At 41.8% G+C, this 25,679-nt stretch carries 22 protein-coding genes; 13 read left to right on the forward strand and 9 right to left on the reverse strand.

Features of this window, described 5'->3' with window-relative positions; all coding sequences use genetic code 11:
- Positions 1–56 precede the first annotated feature (56 nt).
- The 6 genes from rnr (at position 57) to D8790_RS03440 (ending at position 8,611) form a co-directional block, all read left to right on the forward strand.
- Complete coding sequence (gene rnr, locus D8790_RS03415; RefSeq protein ID WP_125387607.1) at positions 57–2,396, forward strand: ribonuclease R; 2,340 nt, start codon at positions 57–59, stop codon at positions 2,394–2,396.
- Complete coding sequence (gene smpB / locus D8790_RS03420) at positions 2,359–2,826, forward strand: SsrA-binding protein SmpB (RefSeq protein ID WP_002894882.1); 468 nt, start codon at positions 2,359–2,361, stop codon at positions 2,824–2,826. Before rnr ends, smpB begins: the two co-directional genes overlap by 38 nt.
- A 156-nt stretch (positions 2,827–2,982) precedes the next feature.
- Positions 2,983–3,906 (forward strand): hypothetical protein, encoded by a 924-nt coding sequence (locus D8790_RS03425; RefSeq protein ID WP_125387608.1) that lies wholly within the window; start codon positions 2,983–2,985, stop codon positions 3,904–3,906.
- 316 nt (positions 3,907–4,222) lie between these two features.
- The gene (gene tehB / locus D8790_RS03430) at positions 4,223–5,086 is read left to right on the forward strand and encodes an SAM-dependent methyltransferase TehB (RefSeq protein ID WP_125387609.1); all 864 of its coding nucleotides are present in this window, start codon (positions 4,223–4,225) and stop codon (positions 5,084–5,086) included.
- Between the two features lie 322 nt (positions 5,087–5,408).
- The gene (locus D8790_RS03435) at positions 5,409–7,115 is read left to right on the forward strand and encodes a C69 family dipeptidase (protein ID WP_125387610.1); all 1,707 of its coding nucleotides are present in this window, start codon (positions 5,409–5,411) and stop codon (positions 7,113–7,115) included.
- 209 nt (positions 7,116–7,324) lie between these two features.
- Positions 7,325–8,611 (forward strand): peptidase U32 family protein, encoded by a 1,287-nt coding sequence (locus tag D8790_RS03440; RefSeq protein WP_125387611.1) that lies wholly within the window; start codon positions 7,325–7,327, stop codon positions 8,609–8,611.
- Between the two features lie 146 nt (positions 8,612–8,757).
- Here the strand turns inward: D8790_RS03440 and D8790_RS03445 are convergent, their stop codons facing one another.
- On the reverse strand, positions 8,758–9,114 hold the full coding sequence (locus D8790_RS03445; protein WP_125387612.1) for a hypothetical protein: 357 nt from the start codon (positions 9,112–9,114) through the stop codon (positions 8,758–8,760).
- A gap of 89 nt (positions 9,115–9,203) precedes the next feature.
- Here D8790_RS03445 and D8790_RS03450 point away from each other — a divergent pair, with 89 nt between their 5' ends.
- Positions 9,204–9,419: a YdbC family protein gene (locus D8790_RS03450; protein WP_125387613.1), complete on the forward strand. Its 216-nt coding sequence runs from the start codon at positions 9,204–9,206 to the stop codon at positions 9,417–9,419.
- Between the two features lie 9 nt (positions 9,420–9,428).
- Here the strand turns inward: D8790_RS03450 and D8790_RS03455 are convergent, their stop codons facing one another.
- The 3 genes from D8790_RS03455 to gorA all read right to left on the reverse strand — a co-directional run bounded on the left by D8790_RS03455 (position 9,429) and on the right by gorA (position 11,977).
- A complete protein-coding gene (locus D8790_RS03455; RefSeq protein WP_125387614.1) occupies positions 9,429–9,983 on the reverse strand; it encodes a biotin transporter BioY in 555 nt (184 codons plus the stop codon).
- 72 nt (positions 9,984–10,055) lie between these two features.
- Positions 10,056–10,187 carry a hypothetical protein gene (locus D8790_RS10820; RefSeq protein ID WP_260470266.1) on the reverse strand — a complete coding sequence of 44 codons (132 nt, stop codon included), beginning with the start codon at positions 10,185–10,187 and terminating at the stop codon, positions 10,056–10,058.
- Between the two features lie 440 nt (positions 10,188–10,627).
- Positions 10,628–11,977: a glutathione-disulfide reductase gene (gene gorA / locus D8790_RS03460; protein WP_125387615.1), complete on the reverse strand. Its 1,350-nt coding sequence runs from the start codon at positions 11,975–11,977 to the stop codon at positions 10,628–10,630.
- Positions 11,978–12,189: 212 nt separating this feature from the next.
- On the opposite strand from gorA, the gene D8790_RS03465 reads away from it, so the two are divergent.
- Genes D8790_RS03465 through D8790_RS03475 form a run of 3 tightly spaced genes read left to right on the forward strand, consistent with a single transcriptional unit; the run spans position 12,190 to position 15,279 of the window.
- Positions 12,190–13,341, forward strand: coding sequence for an efflux RND transporter periplasmic adaptor subunit (locus tag D8790_RS03465; protein ID WP_005590698.1), 1,152 nt, complete (start codon positions 12,190–12,192; stop codon positions 13,339–13,341).
- A complete protein-coding gene (locus D8790_RS03470) occupies positions 13,325–14,023 on the forward strand; it encodes an ABC transporter ATP-binding protein (RefSeq protein ID WP_125373290.1) in 699 nt (232 codons plus the stop codon). Before D8790_RS03465 ends, D8790_RS03470 begins: the two co-directional genes overlap by 17 nt.
- Complete coding sequence (locus D8790_RS03475; protein WP_005590694.1) at positions 14,023–15,279, forward strand: ABC transporter permease; 1,257 nt, start codon at positions 14,023–14,025, stop codon at positions 15,277–15,279. Before D8790_RS03470 ends, D8790_RS03475 begins: the two co-directional genes overlap by 1 nt.
- A 96-nt stretch (positions 15,280–15,375) precedes the next feature.
- Here the strand turns inward: D8790_RS03475 and lysS are convergent, their stop codons facing one another.
- From lysS to D8790_RS03500, 5 genes are all read right to left on the reverse strand, one after another.
- On the reverse strand, positions 15,376–16,866 hold the full coding sequence (lysS, locus tag D8790_RS03480) for a lysine--tRNA ligase (RefSeq protein WP_125387616.1): 1,491 nt from the start codon (positions 16,864–16,866) through the stop codon (positions 15,376–15,378).
- A gap of 92 nt (positions 16,867–16,958) precedes the next feature.
- Positions 16,959–17,600: a histidine phosphatase family protein gene (locus D8790_RS03485; RefSeq protein ID WP_125387617.1), complete on the reverse strand. Its 642-nt coding sequence runs from the start codon at positions 17,598–17,600 to the stop codon at positions 16,959–16,961.
- Positions 17,601–17,633: 33 nt separating this feature from the next.
- Positions 17,634–18,110: an aminoacyl-tRNA deacylase gene (locus D8790_RS03490; protein ID WP_005590691.1), complete on the reverse strand. Its 477-nt coding sequence runs from the start codon at positions 18,108–18,110 to the stop codon at positions 17,634–17,636.
- The gene (locus tag D8790_RS03495; protein ID WP_125387618.1) at positions 18,110–18,952 is read right to left on the reverse strand and encodes a DUF368 domain-containing protein; all 843 of its coding nucleotides are present in this window, start codon (positions 18,950–18,952) and stop codon (positions 18,110–18,112) included. Before D8790_RS03495 ends, D8790_RS03490 begins: the two co-directional genes overlap by 1 nt.
- Before the next feature lie 133 nt (positions 18,953–19,085).
- Complete coding sequence (locus tag D8790_RS03500; RefSeq protein WP_125387619.1) at positions 19,086–19,931, reverse strand: glycoside hydrolase family 25 protein; 846 nt, start codon at positions 19,929–19,931, stop codon at positions 19,086–19,088.
- A 227-nt stretch (positions 19,932–20,158) separates the two neighbouring features.
- On the opposite strand from D8790_RS03500, the gene ftsW reads away from it, so the two are divergent.
- From ftsW to ccpA, 3 genes are all read left to right on the forward strand, one after another.
- Entirely contained in the window at positions 20,159–21,373 is a 1,215-nt protein-coding gene (gene ftsW, locus D8790_RS03505) for a cell division peptidoglycan polymerase FtsW (RefSeq protein WP_125387620.1), read from the forward strand.
- Between the two features lie 47 nt (positions 21,374–21,420).
- Positions 21,421–24,267, forward strand: coding sequence for a phosphoenolpyruvate carboxylase (gene ppc / locus D8790_RS03510; RefSeq protein ID WP_125387621.1), 2,847 nt, complete (start codon positions 21,421–21,423; stop codon positions 24,265–24,267).
- 230 nt (positions 24,268–24,497) lie between these two features.
- The gene (gene ccpA, locus D8790_RS03515; protein WP_005590686.1) at positions 24,498–25,502 is read left to right on the forward strand and encodes a catabolite control protein A; all 1,005 of its coding nucleotides are present in this window, start codon (positions 24,498–24,500) and stop codon (positions 25,500–25,502) included.
- Positions 25,503–25,679 lie beyond the last annotated feature (177 nt).

Raw genomic sequence — 25,679 nt, forward strand, 5'->3', positions numbered from 1 at the left:
TTTAAAGTTTAAAAAGAGGGGAATATCAAGAGCCCCTCATAGTATAGAAAGAAAGTATGAAAGAAGAAATTATAGAATATTTAAAAGAAAAGCAGCAGGCTAGCGTACATGAGCTGGCGGCTGCTCTAGGGAAAGAGTCTTCCAAGGACTTTAGTGCCTTGGTCAAGATTATCTCCCAAATGGAAAGAAAGCATCAGATTCGCTTTGATGATGAGGGGCGGATTGAGCTTTACGAGAAGAAAAAGCAGGAGCGTCTGACGCTCAAGGGTGTTTTTCATGCCCACAAGAATGGCTTTGGCTTTGTCACCCTGAATGAAGAAGAGGATGATCTTTTTGTCAGCCGTAATGATGTCAATCATGCCATTGATGGCGATACGGTGGAAGTGGTCATTACCAAGGTGGCAGATCGTATCAAAGGAACGTCAGCCGAAGCTAAGATTATCGATATTTTGGAGCACAGCCTGACGTCAGCAGTTGGCCAGCTGGTGTTGGATGAGGAAAAGCCCAAGTATGCGGGCTATATCCGCTCAAAAAATCAGAAAATCCGCCAGCCTATTTATGTCAAAAAACCAGCCTTGGTTCTGGACGGCACAGAGGTGCTCAAGGTCGCTATTGACAAATATCCGACCAAGAAACACGATTTCTTTGTGGCTAGTCTGGTCGATGTGGTCGGTCATGTCAATGATCCAGGCATTGATGTACTGGAAGTGCTGGAGTCGATGGATATTGTCTCCGAATTTCCAGAAAAGGTCTTGGAAGAAGCCGAGCGAGTTCCGGATGCACCGACGGAGAGTGATTTGGAAGGACGTTTGGATCTGCGTGAAGAGATTACCTTTACCATCGATGGAGCGGATGCCAAAGACTTGGACGATGCTGTCCATATCAAGCGCCTGAAAAATGGTAATTTTGAGCTGGGCGTCCATATCGCAGATGTGTCCTACTATGTCAAAGAAGGATCTGAGCTGGACAAGGAAGCCCTCAATCGGGCGACTTCAGTCTATGTGACAGACCGCGTGGTGCCTATGCTGCCAGAGCGCTTGTCCAACGGTATCTGCTCCCTCAATCCCAATGTGGACCGGCTGACCCAGTCGGCTATTATGGAAATTGATGTCAAGGGGCGCGTGGTCAAGCATACCATTACTCAGTCTGTCATTAAAACGACCTTCCGCATGACCTACAGCGATGTCAACGACATCATCACAGGAGATCAGGAAAAGGCTGAGCAGTTCAAGGCCATTGTTCCTAGTATTGACAGTATGGTTCGTCTGCATGAGATTCTGGAAAGCATGCGCTTTAAACGCGGAGCGCTCAACTTTGACACCAATGAAGCCAAAATCATGGTCAATAAAGAAGGCCGGCCGGTGGATATTGTCCTGCGTCAGCGGGGAATTGCTGAGCGCATGATTGAGTCCTTTATGCTGGTGGCGAATGAGACGGTGGCTGAGCATTTTGCTAAGTTAAATCTGCCCTTCATATATCGGATCCACGAGGAGCCTAAGGCGGAGAAGGTGCAGAAGTTTATCGACTACGCCTCTAGCTTTGGGATTCGGATATACGGGACGGCTAGCTCCATGAGTCAGCAGGCTCTGCAGGATATTATGGAGGCGGTCAAAGACCAGCCTTATGAGGATGTCCTGTCCATGATGCTTCTGCGCTCCATGCAGCAGGCTCGCTACTCTGAGCATAATCACGGCCACTATGGTCTGGCAGCGGAGTTTTATACGCATTTCACCAGTCCGATTCGCCGCTATCCGGACCTTCTGGTTCATCGGATGGTGCGGGATTATGGCAAGTCTAAGGAAATAGCAGAGCATTTTGAGCAAGTGATTCCAGAGATTGCCAGTCAGTCTTCCAGCCGGGAGCGTCGGGCTATCGAGGCCGAGCGTGAAGTCGAAGCCATGAAGAAGGCTGAGTACATGGAAGAATTTGTTGGGGAAGAGTTTGACGGCGTGGTTTCAAGCGTGGTTAAGTTTGGTCTCTTCGTCGAACTGCCCAATACGGTCGAAGGCTTGATTCATGTCACTAACCTGCCAGAGTTTTACAGCTACAATGAGCGGACGATGACCCTGCAAGGAGAAAAGTCTGGCGTGGTCTTCAAGGTCGGTCAGCAGATTCGCATCAAGCTGGTCCGAGCGGATAAGGCTACGGGCGAGATTGACTTTGAATACCTGCCTAGTGAATTTGACCTGGTAGAAAAGACTAGTAAGAGTGGCAGAGGCAAGTCAGGCAGAAAGAGACGCCGTGAGGATGACAAGCGCAGCCATTCTTCCAAAGAAAAAGGCAACAGAGATAAGAAGTCCAAGAAAGGCAAGAGCCAGAAGGCATTTTACAAGGAACTAGTCAAGAAAGGAGCCAAGCATGGCAAAGGGAGAAGGAAAGGTCGTCGCGCAAAATAAAAAGGCCAGACACGACTACACTATTGTAGACACCATCGAGGCCGGCATGGTGCTGACAGGGACGGAAATCAAGAGCGTCCGTGCCGCCCGCATCAATCTCAAAGACGGCTTTGCCCAGATTAAGAACGGTGAGGCCTGGCTCAGCAATGTCCATATCGCGCCTTATGAAGAGGGCAATATCTGGAACCAAGAGCCTGAGCGTCGCAGAAAGCTGCTGCTGCATAAGAAGCAGATCCAAAAGCTGGAGCAGGAGACCAAGGGAACTGGTATGACACTGGTGCCGCTCAAGGTCTATCTCAAGGACGGCTATGCCAAGCTACTCCTTGGCCTAGCTAAAGGGAAGCACGACTACGACAAGCGCGAGTCCATCAAACGCCGCGAGCAAAACCGCGACATCGCAAGACAGATGAAGAATTTTAATACAAGATGAAAGATCGGGTGACCGGTCTTTTTTAGTATTTAACTTTGACTTTTGATTTATGCTATAATGGAAAGGATGAGGAATGTAATTCGGAAGCTATCTTACAGACAGATAGAATATATAAATATGCAATGAGTTCTTCAGTAAATTACTTGAGGTTAAGGAATGAAAGTTATAAAATCGAAAAAAAGTATCTTTTTCATAATTCTTCTTACGGCTTTATTTGGAGCTCTGTTCCTTCATCACCAATCGCCAGTAGAAGAGGAGCGTTTCAGGAGTGAATATACACTTTATGTTGATGATCTTAGATTTGAGCAATTGGAAGATGGAAAGCTTGTGTTTGTGACAAGTAAGACACCTGAACAGGGCTTTAATGCATTAAAAGTTGGGCAAAATAATTTTTATTTGGATGATTGGCAGTTCGATTATAGTGAGGAAAATCGAGCTGATAGTCATCAGAATGAAGGAGAGTATTACTTTATTAATGTCTATGATCTAAAGACGAAGAAGTTTAAGAAAAGACTGGATATTTTTGAAATTGTTCGACATTATGATCCTTCGTTAGGGGTTGACTTATCTGGCGATATTCTAAACATTCAAGGGCAGGATTATATTTACATTAGGCTAATAAAAGAAAACAGCTCACCGAGAATTAAAGAAATCCTCTTTAATGTGGATACTGAGGAGATAATTGATTATTCAAAAGAATTTGTTGAATCTAAATTACAATTCGATGAAGTATCCATCACTTCTGGCTTGTGGGATCACCTCACTGACTCATACAATCTTGCTTCGGGCTTTCAAGGTATAGGTCCTGGTTCAGTCAAAGGAAGTAAAATACCTGATGATTTAAATATCTCGAAACGATACCCTGAGATTGTAAAAAAAATGAATTCTGGTGAAGGAAAGATTTACACTCGTCGAGGCAATATTAGCCCAGAAGAATGGTATGATACACTAATGCACTGGTTTGCTCCAGTAGGGCAAGATAAGCTTTCTCTTTCTATAACTGATAAGGAAACTAGTGAAGTAACACCTATTAATTCTTATGAAGATTTTTTAAAGTGGAAAGACAAACACCCTGATTAGCATAATAGATTGGATGCTGAAATGTAGTGCTTTTATTAACAAGAAAGTTTGTTTGCGAATCGCGACATCGCAAGACAAATGAAGAACTTTAATACAAGATGAAAGATCTTCAGGACAAGCTGCCGTATAAGATGCAGGGATATAGCTTAGGAAAAAAACTTAATGTATGATATGAGCAAGAATTGCCTATTGAATCATTTCTTGCTTTTTTGCTAGTGATACCTTGAATACCCTAGCACTTGTCAAGTCTGCTCTTTTCGAGTATGATAAAGTCAGTTAAAATTTTGAAGTTTGGCTTTCAGAGAAAGGATTTTTTATGACAGAAAAATTGCTAGCCTATAAACGTATGCCAGTGTGGACGGCTGAGACCATGCCAGAAGCAGTCAAGAGAAAGCACAATACCAAAGTGGGAACTTGGGGCAAAATCACTGTTCTCAAGGGACGCCTTAAGTTTGTCGAGATGTCAGAGAAAGGTGAGGAGCTAGCTGAGCATATCTTTGAGGCAGGTCAGGATAATCCTTTCGCCCAGCCCCAAGCTTGGCATCGGGTCGAAGCCTTGACAGATGATTTGGAGTGGTATTTGGAATTTTACTGTCGACCTGAGGATTACTTCCCCAAGAAATACGGCAGCAATCCAGTGCACTCAGAGGTTTTGGAAGCTATGCAGACGGTTGGCCCAGGACGGGCCTTAGATCTAGGCTGTGGTCAAGGTCGCAATGCTCTCTTTCTTGCTAAGCAGGGCTTTGAAGTAACGGCCGTAGATCAGAATGAGCTAGCCTTGGAGATCCTACGTAGCATTGTCGAGCAGGAAGATTTGGATCTGCTAGTGGGTACCTACGATATCAACTCAGCTAGTCTGACTCAGACTTATGACTTGATCGTTTCCACCGTTGTTCTGATGTTCCTGCAGGCAGAGCGGATTCCAGATATTATCCGCAATATGCAAGAACATACAACGCTTGGCGGCTACAATCTCATCGTCTGTGCTATGGATACAGAGGACTTCCCTTGCTCTGTGCCCTTTCCTTTTACTTTTAAGGAAGGCGAGCTTGCAGAGTATTATAAAGACTGGGAGCTGGTCAAGTACAATGAAAATCCTGGTCACCTCCATCGCCGTGATGAAAACGGCAATCGAATTCAACTGCGCTTTGCGACGATGTTAGCTAAAAAAGTGAAATAAATTCTTTGAGCTCAAGTCGGCTCTGCCAAAATCTATAGTGAATTGCTTATAAAGATTTTATAGCAGGATGTTTTCCGATAAGATAAAAAATAATAGCCTTTCCTCTAAATAAGATGGGCTATTTTTTTGTTTATCTGCTCTGATTTGAGAAAAAAGTAGAGGAAATATAGATTAGATAAAAAATATACACAATTTTGTGTAAACGCTTGCAAAAAGTTTAGAAAGAGAGTATACTAAAATAGGAATGTTAAGGTATTACGGTTTATGTTGTTTAGACTGGGAGTTGATTCCAGCCCCGCATATAGTCAAAAGGAGATAGACTATGAAGAAAATACTGCTCAGACTAATGTTCCTTGCAATGTTAGTTGCTCTTTTGCCTGTTCATGTGGCACAAGCGTGTTCTGCTTTTATTGTCGGTAAAGACCTAACAGCAGATGGCTCTACTCTATTTGGTCGGACAGAGGACTATCCATACGCCCCTGACGGTGGTCGGCACAATCAAAACTATGTAGTTGTGCCAGCTAAGACCTATAAAGATGGCGATAAGATAGAAGATGAGTCAAATGGCTTTACCTATCCGCATTTGGCGAATGAAATGAAATACACAGCTGTCTACGACTCTGATCGTGACAACGGAAGTAACGGAAATTTCGCTGCGCATGGCTTTAATGAACTTGGTGTAGCTATGACAGCGACCGTTTCAGCAACACCAAATGACAAAGTGCTTAAAGAAGATCCACTTGTAAAAGATGGTCTTCCAGAAGCATCATTAGTTGACCTTGCTTTGCCACGTGCAAAAACAGCACGTGAAGTCATTGAGACAGTTGCGAAAGTTCTGGATGAAAAAGGGTCAGCAGAAGGAAATATCATCGTTGCAGCAGATAAGAATGAGCTGTGGTACATGGAAATCCTGTCTGGTCACCAATATGTAGCCATCAAATTCCCAACAAATAAGTATGCTGTCTTTGCGAACACTTACTATCTTGGTCACGTTGACTTGAACGATAAGGAAAATGTCATTGCTTCTAAAGATGTGGAAGAAGTAGCTAAAAAAGCAGACAACTATAAGACCGACAAAGATGGCAACTTTATGATTGCTAAATCTTATGGACCTGATAAATATATGGAACGTAACCGTTCTCGGACCTACGCAGGTATCAAGTGGATGGATCCACAAGCAAAAGTAAATTATGACGATGAAGCTTTTGATCTCTTGCGCGAACCAACTGATCCAAATAAGAAATACACGGTTCATGATGTGATCGCTGAACAAAGAAATCGTTTTGAACACTTGCCAGAATATAAAGCAGATGACTTAGTTGAAGTCGGTAAGAAGATCGATGGCAATGTCTACAAATATGCGCTAGGTAATGAAAACGTAATTGACGCCCACGTTTATCAAATCAAACCAAACCTACCAAATGCCTTTGGCGGTGTTATGTGGCTGGGTCTGGCACAAAGTCGCAACACACCATATGTACCATTCTATGGTAATGTAGAAGATACTTACGAAGCTTTCAAGAACCGCTCTACTAAATATGACGGAAAATCTTGGTATTGGACTGTTTGGCATATTGACCAAATGGTTATGAAATATCCAGAAATCTTTGGTAACAGCATCCAAGAAAAATGGAAAGAAAAAGAAGCTGAATGGGATAAAGAACAAACCGAACGTGATGCCAAATATGCAAACTACACAGATGAACAAGCCAAAGCCGCTGGACCAGAAGTGACGAAGGAAGCCTTGGAACGCTCAGAAAAAATCTTTAAGGAAATCAAAGCAGTCGAAGCAGAGATGGAAGAAAAGATTAAGAAGGAAAAAGGTAAAGATGCAGATCTTGTCTATACAGGCTATAACAAAGCAAACCTCCTGGCTGAAGCAGAAAAAGGAAAATCAGCGGACAAAGCTAGCGATACGAAGAAAGATAGCTCAAGTCAAACTACTTGGATTGTCATCGGCGTATTGGTTGTGCTAGTTGCTGGATTCTTCGGATACAAACAATTTAATAAGAAGAAGGAGGAAGAATAAATTTTGAAAGAAAGCTAGAAGTTTAAGACTTCTGGCTTTTTTCCTCTTTCTAAGACAATAAACCTATATCCTAAAATACTTAGTAAGGGGATGAGGATAGAAGATTAGAATTGTCAAAAAACTAGGCTCCATCTTGCTTTTAGCGATAAATTGCTATAAAATAGATAGAGTTAAACATCAATACTTTTATATTGCAAATAGGAGAAAAGATGACAAAAAAATTAAAACGTCCAGAGGTACTGTCACCAGCTGGTACGTTAGAAAAGTTAAAAGTAGCTGTTCGCTATGGGGCAGATGCTGTTTTTATTGGTGGTCAAGCCTATGGTTTGCGCAGCCGTGCGGGGAACTTCACTTTTGAGCAAATGGAAGAAGGTGTCCAATTTGCGGCTGAGCATGGTGCCAAGGTCTATGTAGCGGCCAATATGGTCATGCACGAAGGAAACGAAGCAGGTGCTGGAGAATGGTTCCGTCGTTTGCGGGATATCGGGATTGCGGCTGTTATTGTTTCTGACCCAGCCTTGATTGCGATTGCAGCTTCTGAAGCACCTGGTCTGGAGATTCACTTGTCGACTCAGGCTAGTGCAACCAACTATGAAACGCTAGAGTTTTGGAAAAACCTTGGTTTGACACGAGTTGTTTTGGCACGTGAGGTTTCCATGGCTGAGTTGGCCGAGATTCGCAAGCGTACCGATGTAGAAATCGAAGCCTTCGTTCATGGAGCGATGTGTATTTCTTACTCTGGTCGTTGTACCCTTTCCAATCATATGAGTATGCGTGATGCCAACCGAGGCGGTTGTTCGCAATCTTGTCGTTGGAAATATGATTTGTACGACATGCCTTTCGGACAAGAACGCAAGAGTTTGAAGGGGGAAATTCCAGAAGAATTCTCAATGTCAGCTGTTGATATGTCCATGATTGATCATATTCCTGATATGATTGAAAATGGTGTTGATAGTTTGAAAATCGAAGGTCGGATGAAATCCATTCACTACGTTTCAACGGTGACCAACTGCTACAAAGCAGCCGTGGATGCTTATTTGGAAAGCCCGGAAAAGTTTGAATCTATTAAGCAAGATTTGGTAGATGAAATGTGGAAAGTAGCTCAACGTGAGCTGGCAACTGGCTTTTACTACCATACGCCAACTGAGAATGAGCAGCTTTTTGGAGCCCGCCGTAAGATTCCAGAATACAAGTTTGTAGCTGAAGTGGTTGCTTATGATGAGGCTACACAAACTGCGACCATTCGCCAGCGGAATGTTATCCATGAAGGCGATCAGGTGGAATTCTATGGACCTGGTTTCCGCCATTTTGAAACCTATATTACTGACCTCCATGATGAAAAAGGGAATAAGATTGATCGTGCGCCAAATCCAATGGAATTACTGACGATTACAGTTCCGCAGCCAGTCCAACCTGGTGATATGGTCCGTGCCCGCAAGGAAGGTTTAATCAATTTGTATAAAGAAGATGGCACTAGTGTGACTGTTCGGGCTTAATCAGGCGCGAAAGTTAGAGCAATGTGCTTATCAAGTAGATATTGCCTACATGGTGGATACGAATAGATAGCGGAAGTCCTTATTCTAAAAATTCTGCTATTGCTTTTAAAAAATAAAACTCTTCAAATCGCTTTTGATTTGAAGAGTTATTTTTTGAATTTGCGACTTTCGAGTCGAATATCTTTTCTCTGGGCTTCACGGATGTTATTGGGAACTAGACTGATGCGATGGATATCAGGCACACGGATGATGGTCGTCATGCTTTTTTTGAAATTTTTGACAATCAACTGTTGGCGGTCACGGTCATATTTGACAATATCTCCAGTAAAATTCTTATCCAGAAAAATAACATGGACACCAGAATTTTTTCGAAGAGCTAAGTCAATTGTATGTAGGATATGACTCTTGTCATCCTCTTCCTTATCCGTCTTTTTATAGTTAATGAACTCATTCGTCTTTTGTAAAATCATTTCGAGATATTTTTTCATAGATAAAATCTCCATAACTTGTTACAATATATTATATAATAAAATAAGTAAAAAAGTAAAATCTTTTACGAATAATGAGATAGAAAGTAGAAAAGAGGTAATATATGGCAGATTTTAAATTTGAAATCGAGGAAAAATTGCTCATTTTATCGGAAAATGAAAAAGGCTGGACCAAGGAGCTCAACCGCGTAAGTTTTAACGGTGCGCCTGCCAAGTACGATATTCGCACTTGGAGTCCAGACCACAGCAAGATGGGTAAGGGCATCACCCTTTCCAATGAAGAATTTCAAGTTCTTTTAGATGCATTTAAAAACGGATAGACTTTCAGTCTATCCGTTTTTATTGTCTGAAAAATAGGGATGAAAAGCTAGGCTTTTAAATATAGGAATGCCAATAAGAGTGATTGCGACAATTTTTAAAAGATCCGGAAGAATGAAAGGTGTGACACCAACAGCAATGGCTTTAGAAAAATCCATATTAGCCAGAAAATGAAGTCCGATTACGCCACCGACGAAGACCAGTGTATCTCCGATCAGATTAGCCAAAAGGATCGTGTAAAACTTGCTATCCTTGCTTGTCAGACTGGAAGTTACCAGCGCAAAGAGCAGATAAGCCCAAAGGTAGCCCGCGCTTGGACCAAAGAGAGCCTGAACTCCACCGCTTCCTCCGGCAAATACCGGCAGACCAATAGCTCCTAGCAGCAGATAAAGCAGAACAGATAAGACAGCTTCGCGGGTTTTAAAAATGGTTGCAATCAAACCGACAGCAAAGGTCTGTAGCGTAATGGGAATGGTCCCAATAGAGAAACTAAGCTGGGAGAGTACAGCTAGGAAAGCAGCGCCAATAGCTGGAAGGGCAAGAAGAAAAGCTTTATTCTTGTTCATAATAGTAAACCTCTTTTTTAAATTATGGTAACTATTCTAAATCAAAATAAAAAAAAGTCAAGTCTTTTTACATCAGACTAGACAGTTGTTTGTTGATTTCCGCTTTTTGCGGCTCCGAATGAGGAGGAAGATAAAGGCGATTAAGCCAAAAATATTAAAGAAAATAATTCCCAGTGCTGCTAATAATTTTTTCGTTTTGCTCATTTCCAATCCCCTTTCTCTTAGTATTTCTTACTATCATATCAAAAATACGGTTTCTTGAATAGCAGAAAGGGTAAAAGATGGTTGGGAAGTCATGAATATTTCAAGAAAATAAGACCATCTTGACAAGTTACAATTTATAAGCTTGTCTAGAACAATTGACCCAGCTGAATAAAAAAGAGGAAGATCCTTTACATAAATCTTCCTCAATTTTAGAAATAATTTAGAATTTCTTGAATGATAATTGAATTTTGTGCTTTAAAATAAAGTAAGAAGTCAAAGAATAAAGCCAGATAGTGTGTCTATCTCTATCTAAATGGCATCAGACTTCTTTCTTACAAAAATGTAAGATAAAAATCAAAAATGAAAGGATAAGTTATGGTTGTCTTCTTTTCTTTATTTTATGATAATAATGAGCTTTAGAAAGGCCAAAGAAGAAACTTTTAGCGCATGGTGACAAATTCTTCGGAGCCAGTTGGGTGGATGGCAACGGTAGAATCGAAATCGGCTTTGGTAGCTCCCATCTTAATAGCAACAGCGAAGCCTTGAATCATCTCATCTACGCCATAGCCAATGCCATGGAGGCCGACAACCTTTTCATCGTGACCCGCAGTGATAAGCTTGAAGCGAGCCTGTTGGCGGTGCTGGGTGACAGCTGAGTACATGGATGTGAAGCTAGAGGTGTAGACATGAATTTGCTCAGCACCATAATCTCGAATAGCTTCTTCCTCCGTCAGCCCTACTGTGCCAATAGCGGGGTGGGAGAAGACGACAGTCGGAATAGTGGAGTAATCCATCTTGGCATCTGTCTTGCCGTTAAAGAGGCGTTCAGACAGGGTGCGTCCAGCCTTAATTGCTACTGGTGTCAGTTCTTTTTCGCCCGTCACATCACCTAAGGCATAGATGCCAGGTACGACAGTATTTTGGTATTCATCCACAGCGATGAAGCCTCGGTCATTTAGGGTAACCCCTGCAGCATCAAGATTGAGCCCTTGGACATTTGGCTTGCGGCCAATAGCCCAAATAATCCGCTCAGCAATATGGCTACTACCGTCTTGGAAGTAGAGTTGTAGTTGGCCATCGGCTAGTTTTTCCACTCGTTCGGGTATCTTGTGAGCATGAAGACTAGGACCAGATTTTTCCATCTCAGCCACCAATCCGTCAATCAGATAGCTATCGAAATTGCGGAGAGGACGGTCGCGACGGACAAAGAGATCCGTCTTGACACCTAGAGTATGGAGGACACCAGCAAGCTCCACAGCGATATAGCCTGCTCCGACGACGGCAACAGACTTAGGCAGCTCTTCCCAAGCAAAAACATCGTCAGAAGTCTCACCGTATTCGGCACCAGGAATCTGAGGAATGGCTGCATGTGCACCTGTTGCGATAACGATGTGTTTGGCGCGAATCGATTCTCCATTGACTTCGACTGTATGCTTGTCAACGAAATGAGCGCGACCTTCGATCAGTTCAACGCCGTTGCGTTTGAAGCTGCCATCATAGGATGAGCGAGCACGGTCAATGTAGGCTTCCCGATTCTTTCGTAAGGTAGCAAAGTCAAAGTGCTGATTTTCTGAAGTAAAGCCATAGTCTGGTCCATAGTGTCGGATGGCCTCGGCAATCTGAGCACCGTACCACATGATTTTTTTAGGGACACAACCGACATTGACACAGGTTCCCCCTAATTTCTTTTCTTCAATGACAGCTGCTTTAGCGCCATGCTCACCAGCACGATTCATGGTAGCAATACCCCCGCTACCCCCGCCAATTGCAATAATATCGAATTCTTTCATAGTTAGATAGAAGCTCCTTTAATCAATATGAAGTAATTGTACCTTTTTTAGAAAATGAATGCAAAAATCTGCTATGATTTAGAGATCCGCAGCGTTTTTAGAGGAAAAATGGTCTTTTAGGGATTTTGTCCCTTTTCCTATCACAATATGTTAGGCATATGATATAATGTAGTATAAAAGAAAAATGGTTTTCATCAAGAGGAGGAAAAAAGATGAAAAAGCTGAAAAAATGGCAGCTATTTAGTATTATCGGAGTTGCTGTTGTAGTTGTATTGGGAGCAATTTCTGCAATAGTCCTGAGCAATCTTAGTTCTACAACAGAACCTAAGGAAGTTGCACCAATTGTGCAGCAGGCAAAAGAAGGTAGCATAGCCTCATCTGTCCTGTTGACGGGGACCGTAACGGCTAACTCAGAGCAATATGTTTATTATGATGCTACCAAGGGCGACTTGGAGTCCGTCCTAGTCAATGTTGGCGACCAAGTAGCTGTAGGACAAGCACTTGTTCAATATAAGAGCACAGAAGCTCAAGCAAATTATGATGCAGCAGTTCGTGCTGTCAATAAGGCTGACCGTCAGATTAATGACTTACAGACTAATGGGGCGACAGTAGAAAAAACTGGCGATGAAGAGACGGATAGTAAGTCCCTTGCTTCTGCTCAACGTACCGTCGATTCTCAACTGGCTGATTTGCGTGATGCACGTTCAGACGCTGTGGATAATATGAACAAAGCGCAAGCTTTGTTGAATGCAGCGACTGTTACAAGCACTGTTGAGGGAACAGTAGTAGAAGTAAATCGCGATGTATCCAAATCAACAACAGGAACCAACCAAACCTTGGTGCATATTGTCAGCAACGGTAGTCTTCAAATCAAGGGAGAACTTTCTGAGTACAATTTGGCTAATTTGTCAGTTGGACAAGAAGTAACCATTACCTCAAAAGTGTATCCAGATAAAAAATGGACAGGTAAAATTAGCTATATTTCTAACTATCCTAAGGATGGACAGCAGGCTTCATCAACTAATACAGGTGGCGCGGCTTCCTCTGCAAAATATCCATTTACAGTCGATATTACAAGTGAAATTGGTGATTTGAAGCAAGGTTTCTCTGTCAGCGTTGAAGTGAAAAACAATACAAAAGGGATTCTTGTACCAGCAAGCAGTATCATCTCAGACGGAGACAAGAACTACGTTTGGACTGTCGAAAAAGGTAAAGCGAAGAAAGTGGAAGTAACCTTAGGGAATGCTGATGCTGAAAATCAAGAAATCTCATCTGGTTTGACAAAAGACAGTAAAGTTATCACCAATCCAACAGATAGCTTGAAAGATGGTCAAGAGGTGAAAGCGGATGAAAAAACTCATTGATCTACGAAATATTAATAAAACCTATCGGAATGGTGATCAAGAACTTAAAGTCTTAAAAAATATCAATTTGACAGTTGAAGAGGGCGAGTTTGTGGCCATTATGGGGCCGTCAGGTTCCGGAAAGTCCACCCTGATGAATATTATCGGAATGTTGGATCGTCCTTCTACTGGTGAGTATTTTTTAGGAAATGAAGATGTTGCAAACTTGGGTGATAAAAAATTAGCCAAGGTTCGCAATAATCAAATCGGCTTCGTTTTTCAGCAATTTTTCCTCTTGTCTAAATTAAACGCACTTCAAAATGTAGAACTCCCGTTGATTTATGCGGGGGTGTCACAAGGAAGTCGAAAAAATCTAGCTAAGCAGTATTTAGAAAAAGTAGATTTGGGCACTCGTATGACTCACTTGCCGTCAGAGTTGTCTGGGGGACAGAAGCAACGTGTTGCCATCGCGCGTGCCTTGGTGAACAATCCTTCGATTATTCTTGCCGACGAGCCGACAGGAGCCCTCGATACCAAAACTGGAGAGCAAATCATGGAACTCTTGACGGAGTTGAACGCTGAGGGAAAAACGATTATCATGGTTACTCACGAACCTGAAATTGCTGCCTATGCTAAGCGTCAGATTGTCATTCGTGATGGAGTTATCTCTTCAGATAGCGCTGAGAAGGAGGAACGTGATTAATGCAAAATTTTAAATTTGCCATTAGTTCCATTCTTGGGCATAAGATGCGGGCTTTTCTGACCATGATCGGGATTATCATCGGAGTTGCGTCTGTTGTCGTCATCTTGGCACTGGGAAATGGAATGCAACAGGGAGTTACCAAGAGCATCACAAAAGAACAGAAGTATGTAAGCTTGCTTTATTCTCCCACTAAAAATAATTATACGATGGGAGTTAATTTGATGGAGGTCAATGGTGGTCAAGATGCAGATAGTGAGATACTAGAGGAACCACCTGTTGTCCAAGAGTCTTGGGTCAAGGAACTATTGAAGATTGACGGAGTCAAGGGCTATTATGTGACCAATGGTTCGACAGCTGATTTTTCTTATCAGAACAAGAAGTCTGATAAGGTCAACATTACGGGTGTGAATGCCACATTCTTTAAAATTAGAAAATATGAGATTTTAGCTGGACGGACTCTCTTGCCTAGTGACTATCAAAGTTTTTCTAATGTGATGATGATTGATGAAACAGTAGCAACCAGCCTGTTTGGAAGTAGTGCGGAAGCCCTGAATAAAATAGTTTCAGTCGGTGACAGCAACTATCGGGTTGTTGGGATTTATAAGGATCCCAATGCTGGTCAGAGCATGAGTATGAGCTCAGGTAGCGCCCTGATGGCTAATACACAGGTGGCATCTGAATTTCATACAGATGAAATTGCAACTGTCTATATCTATGTGCCAGAAGTGGATCGTATCAACGAAGTTGGTGTAGAAGCAGCCAAAGAATTGACGGCTCTCTCAGGAGCTCGTCAAGGAGAATATCAAATCCTAAATATGGATACCTTGCTGGAGCAGTACAATCAAATCACAGGAACTATGACCGGTGTTATCGGAGCTATTGCAGGAATTTCCCTCTTTGTTGGAGGTATCGGTGTGATGAATATCATGCTAGTATCCGTTACAGAGCGGACACGGGAAATTGGTTTGCGAAAAGCTCTTGGAGCAACGCGTGGAAATATTCTCACACAGTTCTTGATTGAATCCATGGTATTGACCCTTATCGGTGGCCTGCTTGGTCTTAGCCTTGCCTATGGAATTAATGCTCTGCTAGCTGCAGTCGTGCCTGAAAACGTATTTGGAGGCCCACCAGTTGTCTCTGTCACTGCAGCAGTGGGAAGCCTTGTCTTCTCAGCCATGGTTGGGATTGTCTTTGGTATCCTGCCGGCTAATAAAGCATCTAAATTAGATCCGATTGAAGCGCTGAGATATGAATAATGATAGCAAAAGTCTGGGAGACCAGACTTTTTGTCATGTGAAAAATCCCGCTGGAATTCCAGCGGGATTTGTTTTTTAAATTGTGTAAGTTTGAGATTACTTCATTGTTGGGAAGAGCAATACATCGCGAATGGTAGTCACATCTGTGAGCAACATTACGAGACGGTCGATACCGATTCCGAGGCCTCCAGTTGGTGGCATACCGTATTCCAAGGCTTCAACGTAATCATAGTCGATGCCTGTCGCTTCGTCATCGCCAAGTTCTTTAGCTTTTGCCTGTGCTTCAAAACGAGATAATTGATCGATTGGATCGTTCAACTCAGTGAAGGCATTAGCATATTCTTTGGTCATGATAAAGAGCTCGAAGCGGTCCGTAAAGCGTGGGTCTTCTGGGTTTTTCTTAGCCAGAGGTGACACAGCGACAGGATGGCCATAGACAAATGTCGGCTGAATCAAGGTTTCTTCAACAAATTCTTCAAAGAAAGCATTGATGACGTGGCCTACTTCGGTGAAGTGCTTTTCAAGCGGCACTTTCTTTTCCTTAGCCAAGGCAGCAGCTTCTTCAAAGCTCATATCTTGCCAGAAGTCTACGCCAGTGATTTCCTTGATGGCATCTACCATATGAACACGTTTAAATGGCTCGTTGATCTTGATCTCAGTATCTTGGTAGTTGACTGGTCCATCTCCTTTTACAGAAATGGCAGCATGTTGGATAATGCCTTCTGTCAAGTCCATGATATCTTGGAAGTCCGCATAGGCTTGGTAAACTTCGATAGAAGTGAACTCAGGGTTGTGAGTGGCGTCCATCCCTTCGTTACGGAAGATACGGCCAATTTCATAGACGCGTTCCATACCACCAACGATAAGACGTTTCAAGTGAAGCTCAGTTGCAATCCGTAACACCATATCAATGTTTTGAGCATTGTGGTGAGTAATGAATGGACGGGCAGCAGCGCCGCCTGCTTCGTTGTGGAGAACAGGTGTTTCAACTTCAAGGAAGCCTTGACCATCCAAGTAACGACGGATTTCTGAGATGATTTTTGAGCGAGTGACAAAGCGCTCAAAGCTTTCACGGTTGGAAATCAAGTCCAAATAACGTTTGCGGTAGATAGTTTCAACGTCAGTCAAACCGTGGAATTTCTCTGGAAGGGGACGCAGAGCTTTCGAAAGGTGAGTAATATGCGTTGCTTTGATAGAGAGTTCTCCCATATCTGTGCGCATCACATCGCCTTCAATTCCCAAGAAGTCACCCAAGTCAGCTTTTTTGAAAATCTCATAGTTTTCTTCACCGACCTCGTCCTTACGAACGTAAATTTGAATTTGGCCTTCACGGTCTTGGATGTGGGCAAAGCCGACTTTCCCTTTTCCGCGTTTGGTCATGAGACGACCAGCAATAGTTGCTTTTTCGTTCAATTCATGTAATTCTTCTTTGGATTTGTCGCTGTATTTTTCTTTAAGTTGAGCAGAATTTGCAGTGCGTTCAAAACGTTTTCCGAAAGGATCAATTCCTTGCTCAGCTAGCGCAGCCATTTTTTCACGGCGAATAATCTGCTGGTCATTTAGTTCTTCAATATGTTCAGTAGTCATTTTCTTCCTCCTAAGGCTTTCCCTTCTATTTTATCACAAAATCAAAGGAAATTCAGCAATAATTATCGATAAAAATAGAAAAACTGCGATGTTTAAAGATTCGCAGTTTTATCTGTTAGCATGTAATCTAAGTTGTTCCAAGTAAGTAATTTGAAAGAGTCAAAGTCGTCTGTTTCCAAAATGGTGACACTAGCGTTGGCCAAGCCTCCGTCCTTACGGAGCAAAGATGTTTCGTAACCGAGCAGGCGACGAATGCTGGAAGTTAGGTTGGCACCATGTCCGACAATCAAGACATTTTGAAAATCTTTCCCTTTGAGAGACTTCACGAAGGCAATTGTCCGATTGGTAGTTTGAGCGACGGATTCTGCATCAAATAGTTGGTGATCAAACTGGGATAGATCGTGGCGAAAAGCCCACATCTGCTGAGGATAAGTGGCTTCTACAGTAGCAATTTCAGCTCCTTCCAGTTTTCCAAGAGCCCACTCTCTTAGTTGAGGAGTTGGAACAATATCGGTTTGATACTGGTTTTCACTTTGGATAATTTCTGCAGAACGGTAAGCGCGAGGCAAATCGCTAGAGTAGATTTTATCAAATTGAACGTCTGATAAATGCTTGCCCAAACGCTTGAGCTCGTCAATGGATGTCGCCAACAGTGGAGAATCTCCGTTTGCCCCTTGGAAACGCATTTCTAGATTCCATTCGGTTTTTCCATGTCGGATAAAATACAATTTCATATCAAGATCCTTTTTCTTTTTGAAGCTAAAAACTTAGTCCTCTTTCAAGTCCGCAAACTGTGCTTGAACAAAGTCAGCTAAGTCCTGAGCCTTGATCTGAATGCTACGGCCGACCTCGCCAGCAGAAACAATAATACTTTCGCGACTCAGAGCTGTTTGGTCAATGAAAATGGGGAAGGAGTGTTTTTGGCGAATGCCGACAGGATTATTAGCGCCATGGATGTAACCAGTTGTTTTTTCTAAATCTTTCTGCGGAATCATACTGACTTTTTTATTGCCTGAAATTTTTGCTAATTTCTTTTCGGACAGATGTTCGGTGATAGGTAGGATACCAATGACTGTTCCTGTTTTATCTCCGTTTAAAGCCAGTGTTTTATAAATTTGCGAGCGGTCAAATTCCTCTGTCAAGCTATCATCTAAAGCATTAATTTGCAAGCCTTGGTGCTCAATCTTTGCCTTGTTTAAAATTTGCTCAACCAGTGTTTTTTTGAGTTTTGTCTTTTTAGCCATTATTTATATTTCTCTTCTAATTGGGACATCCAGATTCCTAGCCAGATACCTAGTCCAAAGAAAAAGGCAGCAAGAACAAGTGTGAAAATGGATACGCCTGCATAACTAATGCTCTCACTGTTGCCACTTTGAGGGAGGACAATGAGCAAGGTGCTGGACAATACAATACCAATGATAAAATGGTAAACGCGGGAATGATAATGTTTCAAAATGTAATCCATGGCTTTTGAAAAGAGAATCAGAGCCAGAGCGCCACCGATACCTATTGGCAGGAAGGTGCCAAATAAATCAAGGCGTTTAAATCCTGTCAGCATGGGAGTATAGAGCCCTAAAATCAATAGAAGATTTGAAGGGCTGAGTCCCGGAATCAAGATTCCTAAAGCGATAAGAGCACCCGCTAAAACAAAGGACAGGAAATTAGCTGGCAGTGTTCCTACAATTCCATTCAGCGAGTAAAGAAAGATCCCTGACAAGATGAAACTAAGCCAGAAGGTAACAGTGTCGGCTCGATCTCTGTCGGATTCCTTGACGGATTCTTTGATCAGGCTGGGAATGGTGCCGATGATGGCTCCAGCAAAGCCCCAGAGAACGATAACCTTGTAATTATCCAGCAAGAGATTGACTGGATAGGAGAAGGCTGCGATCCCTAAAACCATCCCAATAGCTACAGGAGTGAAGTAGAGAACATTCTCGACAAAATTTTCTTTGATATGGGCTAAAAAGCGAATCATTCGCTCATAAATCCCCAAAATCGCGGCTAATACACCGCCAGACACACCAGGCAAGATGAAGCCAAGCGCGATAATCATCCCTTTTAAAACTCTAGCAATCCATGAAATCATAATATCTCCCTACAAGTTTTTTCATTAGACTATTGTACCATAAAGCTACACACTTTTCTGAAAAAAGCAAGAAAAATATCTTGTACAGAGAAAAAAAGATACAAGATTTCCTAACAGTTATCTTGCATCTTTTTTATTTTGGTGTTGAAAATAATTTCTTGTAAGTCTCTTTTTTATCCTGTACAGGAGAGAGCTGATTGAGGTCTAAGTTATGTGGGAAACCTTCCAATTTACCTTCTGAGGTGTATTGATGTAGGTCATAGGGCTGTTCAGTATTTGGAGCAGCGTTATAGTAGCCGTCATTATAGCCATAAGTTGGAATCCAAACGGCAGTAAATTTCTCAGTTGAGATACTATGCTCTTCCATGAAATAGGTACCGATGTAGATACCAATATTTTGAGCTCCAAGCCTTTCAAGCTTGGCACGAAAAGCCTCGATTCCTGCGTTCATGTCGCCCATGGTCTTTTCTTCAACATCAAGCCAGTAAAAGGTAGGTTTATATTTCGAAGAGGCCTTGTAGAAGCTTTCAGCTTCTTTTTCCATTTCTTTGATATTGCCTGCTGCTATATAAGCATAGACAGCTACAGGAATCCCCCGTTTTTGAAACTCTTGAATATGGGTAGCAAATGATTTGTCAAGTCCATTTAAATGAGTGGCAACATTTTCTTTTTTTGCTTGAGCTCCACTATGCACGCGAATGATAGCACCAGAAATATTTGTTGACAAGGTATCATAGTCTATTTCGCTGGGCAATTGCCAACCGGAAAGGTCAACGATAGGCTTATTAAGCAATTCTTCCTCAGGTTCGTCTGAAGGAGTTTCCTCCTTTTTTTTCTTGGTTGTCACCTGACTGACTTGAGATTTTTTTGTTTGGGCTTGTTTAATTTGCACATCAAGATGGTACTTACTTATGACAATATATAGAATAAAGCAAGCAAAGAATAGCAAGAGTGCAAGCGGTTTAATCCTTTTTCTCATACTGTTTCATTGTAACGTAAAATAAATAGAAAAGCAAAGTATTTATCTATATTTCCAGCGAAATGCGAAAATGTAATCTGATTGCAATAGAAGATAAAACAATTTGAAATAATTGGATTTTTGAGGCGATAAATAAGTAAATATCTTTGGAAGCCATCCTAATGCTTTTTTTTCGAATCAAAAAGTGGTATAATGAAGTTTGAATTTTTAGAATAAATTGGTGAAATATGAAAATTGACAAAAAGCATTTATTGAATTACTCAATTTTGATTCCGTACATGCTGTTATCTGGCATTGGCTTGATTGTCGTTTATTCCACGACGAGCCCCATCCTCATTCAAAATGGGCTCAATAGTTTTCGAATGGTCGCCACTCAAGCAGGTTTTTGGCTTTTCAGCTTGGTGATGATTGGGATTATTTACCGAATGAAGCTGGATTTTCTGAAGAGGCCAGGAGTGATTACGTTTGTTATCATAGCTGAAATTATTCTGCTTTTACTCTCACGCTTTATCACAGGAACGATCAATGGGGCACATGGTTGGCTCAAAATTGGCCCAGTTACTGCTCAGCCGGCAGAATACCTGAAGATTATTTTGGTCTGGTATTTGGCCCTACAATTTTCTAAGAAACAAGAGCAAATAGAAGTATATGATTATCAAGCAATCACCTTTAATCAGTTGATTCCGCGTGCCGTTACTGATTGGCGGGTTATTGTTGCTTTCTTGATTGGTCTTGTGGTTATCATGCCCGATTTAGGTAATGCGACCATCTTGTTATTGACCGTTTTGATTGTAATTTCCACCAGCGGAGTTGCTTACAGATGGTTCTCGACCATGCTTGGTGCTGTTGTAGGAGGGTCGGCAGCAGTTTTAGCGAGTATTTGGTTGATAGGTGTCAAGCGTGTTGAGCAAGTTCCTGTTTTTGGATATGTCGCAAAGCGTTTTAGTGCCTTTTTCAATCCATTTGACGATTTGTCTGGCTCAGGTCATCAGTTGGCCAATTCTTACTATGCCATGAGTAATGGTGGTTGGTTTGGCTTAGGCTTAGGAAACTCCATCGAAAAACGAGGTTACCTACCAGAGGCTCATACAGACTTTGTTTTCTCGATTGTTATTGAGGAAGTCGGATTCTTTGGAGCTACTTTAATTTTAGCCCTGCTCTTTTTCTTGATTTTACGAATTATTCTCGTAGGTACAAGGGCCAAGGATCCATTTAATTCTATGATGGCTTTGGGAATTGGTGGTATGATTCTGATGCAAACCTTTGTTAATATTGGTGGTATTTCGGGCTTGATTCCTTCAACCGGTGTAACCTTCCCATTCTTATCTCAGGGTGGAAACAGTTTATTGGTTCTATCAGTTGCCATTGCCTTTGTTTTAAATATTGACGCCAATGAGCGACGAAACGCCATGTATCAGGAACTAGAAGTAAGTCAATCCTAAAAGATCTTCTTGTATGTTAGCTCTTCAACAATAGAAAGGTGTAAATAATGTCATTTACAAAATTAGAAAATTATAGCAATAAAGAAATGATTCGAGAAGAAGTTTCTATTTTAACGGACTTGTTGGTAGATATTACCCGGGATATTCTCAGTCCTGACACTTTTGCTAAAATCTCCATGATTGAAGAACTGGCAGTTCAATCTAAATACCAAGAGCTGAAAGCAGTAGTAGAAGAATTATCCACGGATGATATGGTCTATATCTCACGCTATTTTGCTATTTTACCTCTGCTCATCAATATTTCTGAAGATGTTGACTTGGCTTATGAGATCAATCATCAAAATAATATTGACCAAGACTACCTTGGTAAGCTTTCGACGACGATTGATTTGGTTTCCACACGAGAAAATGCACAAGAAATCCTGGAAAATCTAAATGTTGTTCCTGTTTTGACTGCTCATCCGACTCAGGTTCAGCGCAAGACCATGTTGGATTTGACCAATCATATCCATACACTTTTGCGTCAGCATCGTGATGTTAAAGCTGGTCTGGTGAACGAAAAGAAATGGTTAGCCAATCTCCGTCGCTATATCGAGCTGATGATGCAGACCGATATGATTCGGGAAAAGAAACTTAAGGTTACCAATGAAATCACTAATGTTATGGAGTACTATAACAGTTCTTTTCTTCAAGCAATTACGAACCTGATGCTAGAGTATAAACGCTTGGCAGAAGAAAAAGGAATCCATTTGGAAAATCCTAAACCCATCACCATGGGAATGTGGATTGGTGGTGACCGTGATGGAAATCCATTTGTAACCGCTGAAACTCTGAAATTGTCTGCAACAGTACAGAGCGAAGTTATTCTGAATTACTACATTGACAAGGTTTATACGCTCTATCGTAACTTCTCCCTGTCTACTAATCTTTCAAAAACAAGTGAAGCTGTAGCCAAGATGGCAGCTTTGTCCAGCGACAAGTCTGTTTATCGGGAAAATGAGCCTTATCGCCGTGCTTTTCATTACATTCAGTCCAAGTTGATTCAGACCTTACTTTATCTGAAAGAAGGTAATTTCTCCGGTGAAGGGCATCGTTTGGCTGATAAAGCTGAAGCAGTCCTGCATGCAAATGCTGCTACCTCGGTCAGCCATAATGGTAGGGAAATTATTCCAAATTATATCCAGTCTAAACTTAGTGGTAGTTTAGATGAATTACGAAAAGAACAACTTCCATCTTACAAAGATGCGCAAGAGTTTAAGGAAGATCTTCTTGTTATTCGTGATTCTTTGCTGGAGCACAATGGACAAGCTCTGGTGACTGGAGAACTTACTGAATTGCTACAAGCAGTTGACATTTTTGGTTTCTTCTTGGCCAGCATTGATATGCGTCAGGATTCCAGTGTCCATGAGGCTTGTGTGGCGGAGCTCTTGGCTTCTGCTAATATTGTGAAAGATTACAGCAGCTTGTCAGAGGAAGAAAAATGCCAAGTTCTCCTCAAGCAGCTTCTGGAGGATCCACGGATCCTGTCAGCCACTCATGCACCTAAATCTGAACTTCTACAAAAAGAATTGGAGATTTTCAAGACGGCTCGTCAGCTTAAGGATGCGATTGGCGAAGATGTTATCAAGCAAAATATTATTTCTCATTCGACTAGCGTATCAGATCTGCTAGAGTTGGCGATTATGCTCAAGGAAGTCGGCTTGATCGATGAGGAAGGTGCGCGTGTGCAGATTGTTCCTCTGTTTGAAACGATTGAGGACTTGGATAACTCTTGCGATACTATGGAGAAATATCTGTCTCTGCCAATTGCTCAAAAATGGATTGCTTCTAAAAATAACTATCAAGAAATCATGCTGGGCTACTCAGACAGTAACAAAGACGGTGGCTACTTATCATCTTGCTGGACTCTCTACAAGGCTCAGCAACAACTGACAGCCATTGGTGATAAGTTTGGCGTCAAGATTACCTTCTTCCATGGTCGTGGTGGAACTGTCGGTCGTGGCGGTGGCCCAACCTATGAGGCAATCACTTCACAGCCATTGCGAAGTATCAATGATCGTATCCGCCTGACAGAGCAGGGTGAGGTCATCGGCAATAAATACGGTAATAAGGACGCTGCCTACTATAATCTGGAAATGCTTGTATCTGCGGCTATTAACCGCATGATAAGCTATAAGAAGAGTGATAGTAATACGACCAATGAATATGAGAGAGTGATGGATCGAGTGGTCGATCGAAGCTACCAAATCTATCGCGATCTAGTCTTTGGCGACGAACGTTTCTATGACTATTTCTTTGAGTCTAGTCCTATTAAGGCCATTTCTAGCTTTAATATCGGTTCTCGTCCAGCGGCCCGTAAAACGATCACTGAAATTGGCGGTCTGAGAGCCATTCCTTGGGTCTTCTCATGGTCTCAAAGTCGGGTGATGTTCCCTGGTTGGTATGGCGTTGGCTCTAGCTTCAAAGAATTTATCGATGAAGATCCTGAAAAGAATCTGGCCTTCCTTCAATTTATGTATCAGAGATGGCCATTCTTCCAGTCCCTCTTGTCAAATGTTGATATGGTGCTGTCCAAATCTAATATGAATATCGCTTTTGAATATGCGCAACTTTGTGAAGACCAAAATGTACGCGATATTTTCAATACAATCCTAGACGAATGGCAGCTGACAAAGGATGTTATCTTGGCGATTGAAGGCCATGACGAGCTCTTAGCAGAAAATGCCTATCTCAAGGATAGCTTGAACTATCGGATGCCTTATTTCAATGTTTTGAATTATATCCAGCTTGAGCTGATCAAGCGTCAGCGCCGAGGAGAACTTTCACCAGAACAAGAACGTTTGATCCACATTACCATCAATGGAATTGCGACAGGACTACGAAATTCTGGTTGATGTACAGGCAGCTTTAAATGATATCAATAAAAAATCGGCTTTTGAGCCGATTTTTTATTGAGTTTAAACTAATTTGATTCCATAACTCATTTCCTGCGATTCGTGTAAATAAAAAATGAAAAAGTTTTCATATCTGTGCGCTAAAATACTTGAAAGTGTTTACAATTAGTGATACAATGATAAGTGTAGAAAAATGAAAACGATATTTTCAACAAAAGAAAGGAAACTATATGAACACAGACGACACAGTAACCATTTATGATGTCGCCCGTGAAGCGGGAGTTTCAATGGCGACAGTCAGCCGAGTTGTAAATGGTAACAAGAATGTAAAAGAAAATACACGAAAGAAAGTACTAGAAGTAATTGAACGTCTTGACTATCGTCCTAATGCAGTTGCCCGTGGTTTGGCCAGCAAAAAGACGACCACTGTTGGTGTTGTAATTCCCAATATCACGAATAGTTACTTCTCTACTTTAGCCAAAGGGATTGATGATATTGCCGAAATGTATAAGTACAATATCGTCCTGGCAAACAGCGATGAAGATGATGACAAGGAAGTTTCGGTTGTTAATACCCTTTTCTCTAAGCAAGTAGATGGTATTATTTTTATGGGTTACCATCTGACAGAGAAAATCCGCTCAGAATTTTCACGTTCACGGACACCAGTGGTTCTAGCGGGCACGGTGGATGTAGAGCATCAGTTACCAAGTGTCAATATTGATTATAAACAGGCAACCGTTGATGCTGTGGAACTATTGGCTAAACGCAACAAGAAAATTGCTTTTGTCAGCGGTCCTTTGGTAGATGATATCAATGGTAAAATCCGCTTGTCTGGCTACAAAGAAGCTCTGAAGGGCAAGAAAATTTCATACAGCGAAGGCTTGGTCTTCGAGTCTAAGTATAGCTACGATGATGGTTATCATCTAGCTGAACGTCTGATTGCTTCAAAGGCAACGGCGGCCTTTGTGACCGGAGATGAGTTGGCAGCAGGTTTGCTAAATGGTTTGGCTGATCGAGGTGTTCGTATTCCTGAAGACTTTGAAATCATTACTAGCGATGATTCGCAAATTGCTCGCTTTACTCGTCCTAATCTGTCTACTATCGGACAACCTCTGTATGACATCGGTGCGATTAGTATGCGGATGCTGACAAAGATTATGCATAAAGAAGAGTTGGAAGAGCGCGAAGTTCTCCTAGCTCATACGATCAATGAACGCAAATCAACTCGTAAATAATAAATTGATACGGAATGGGACAGAATTAAATTTTGAAAGAATTTGGTTCTGTCTCGTTTTTTCTTTTAGTTAAACACAGTCGCCGAATATAAAAGACTCTGAGTTTCTTCTTTACAGAAATTTAGGTATAATAGAAGTAGGAATGTTGAAAATCATTGCTTGTCCAATCTACTTAAC

It is taken from the genome of Streptococcus cristatus (genome assembly GCF_003943535.1).
Taxonomy (GTDB): Bacteria; Bacillota; Bacilli; order Lactobacillales; family Streptococcaceae; genus Streptococcus; species Streptococcus cristatus_L.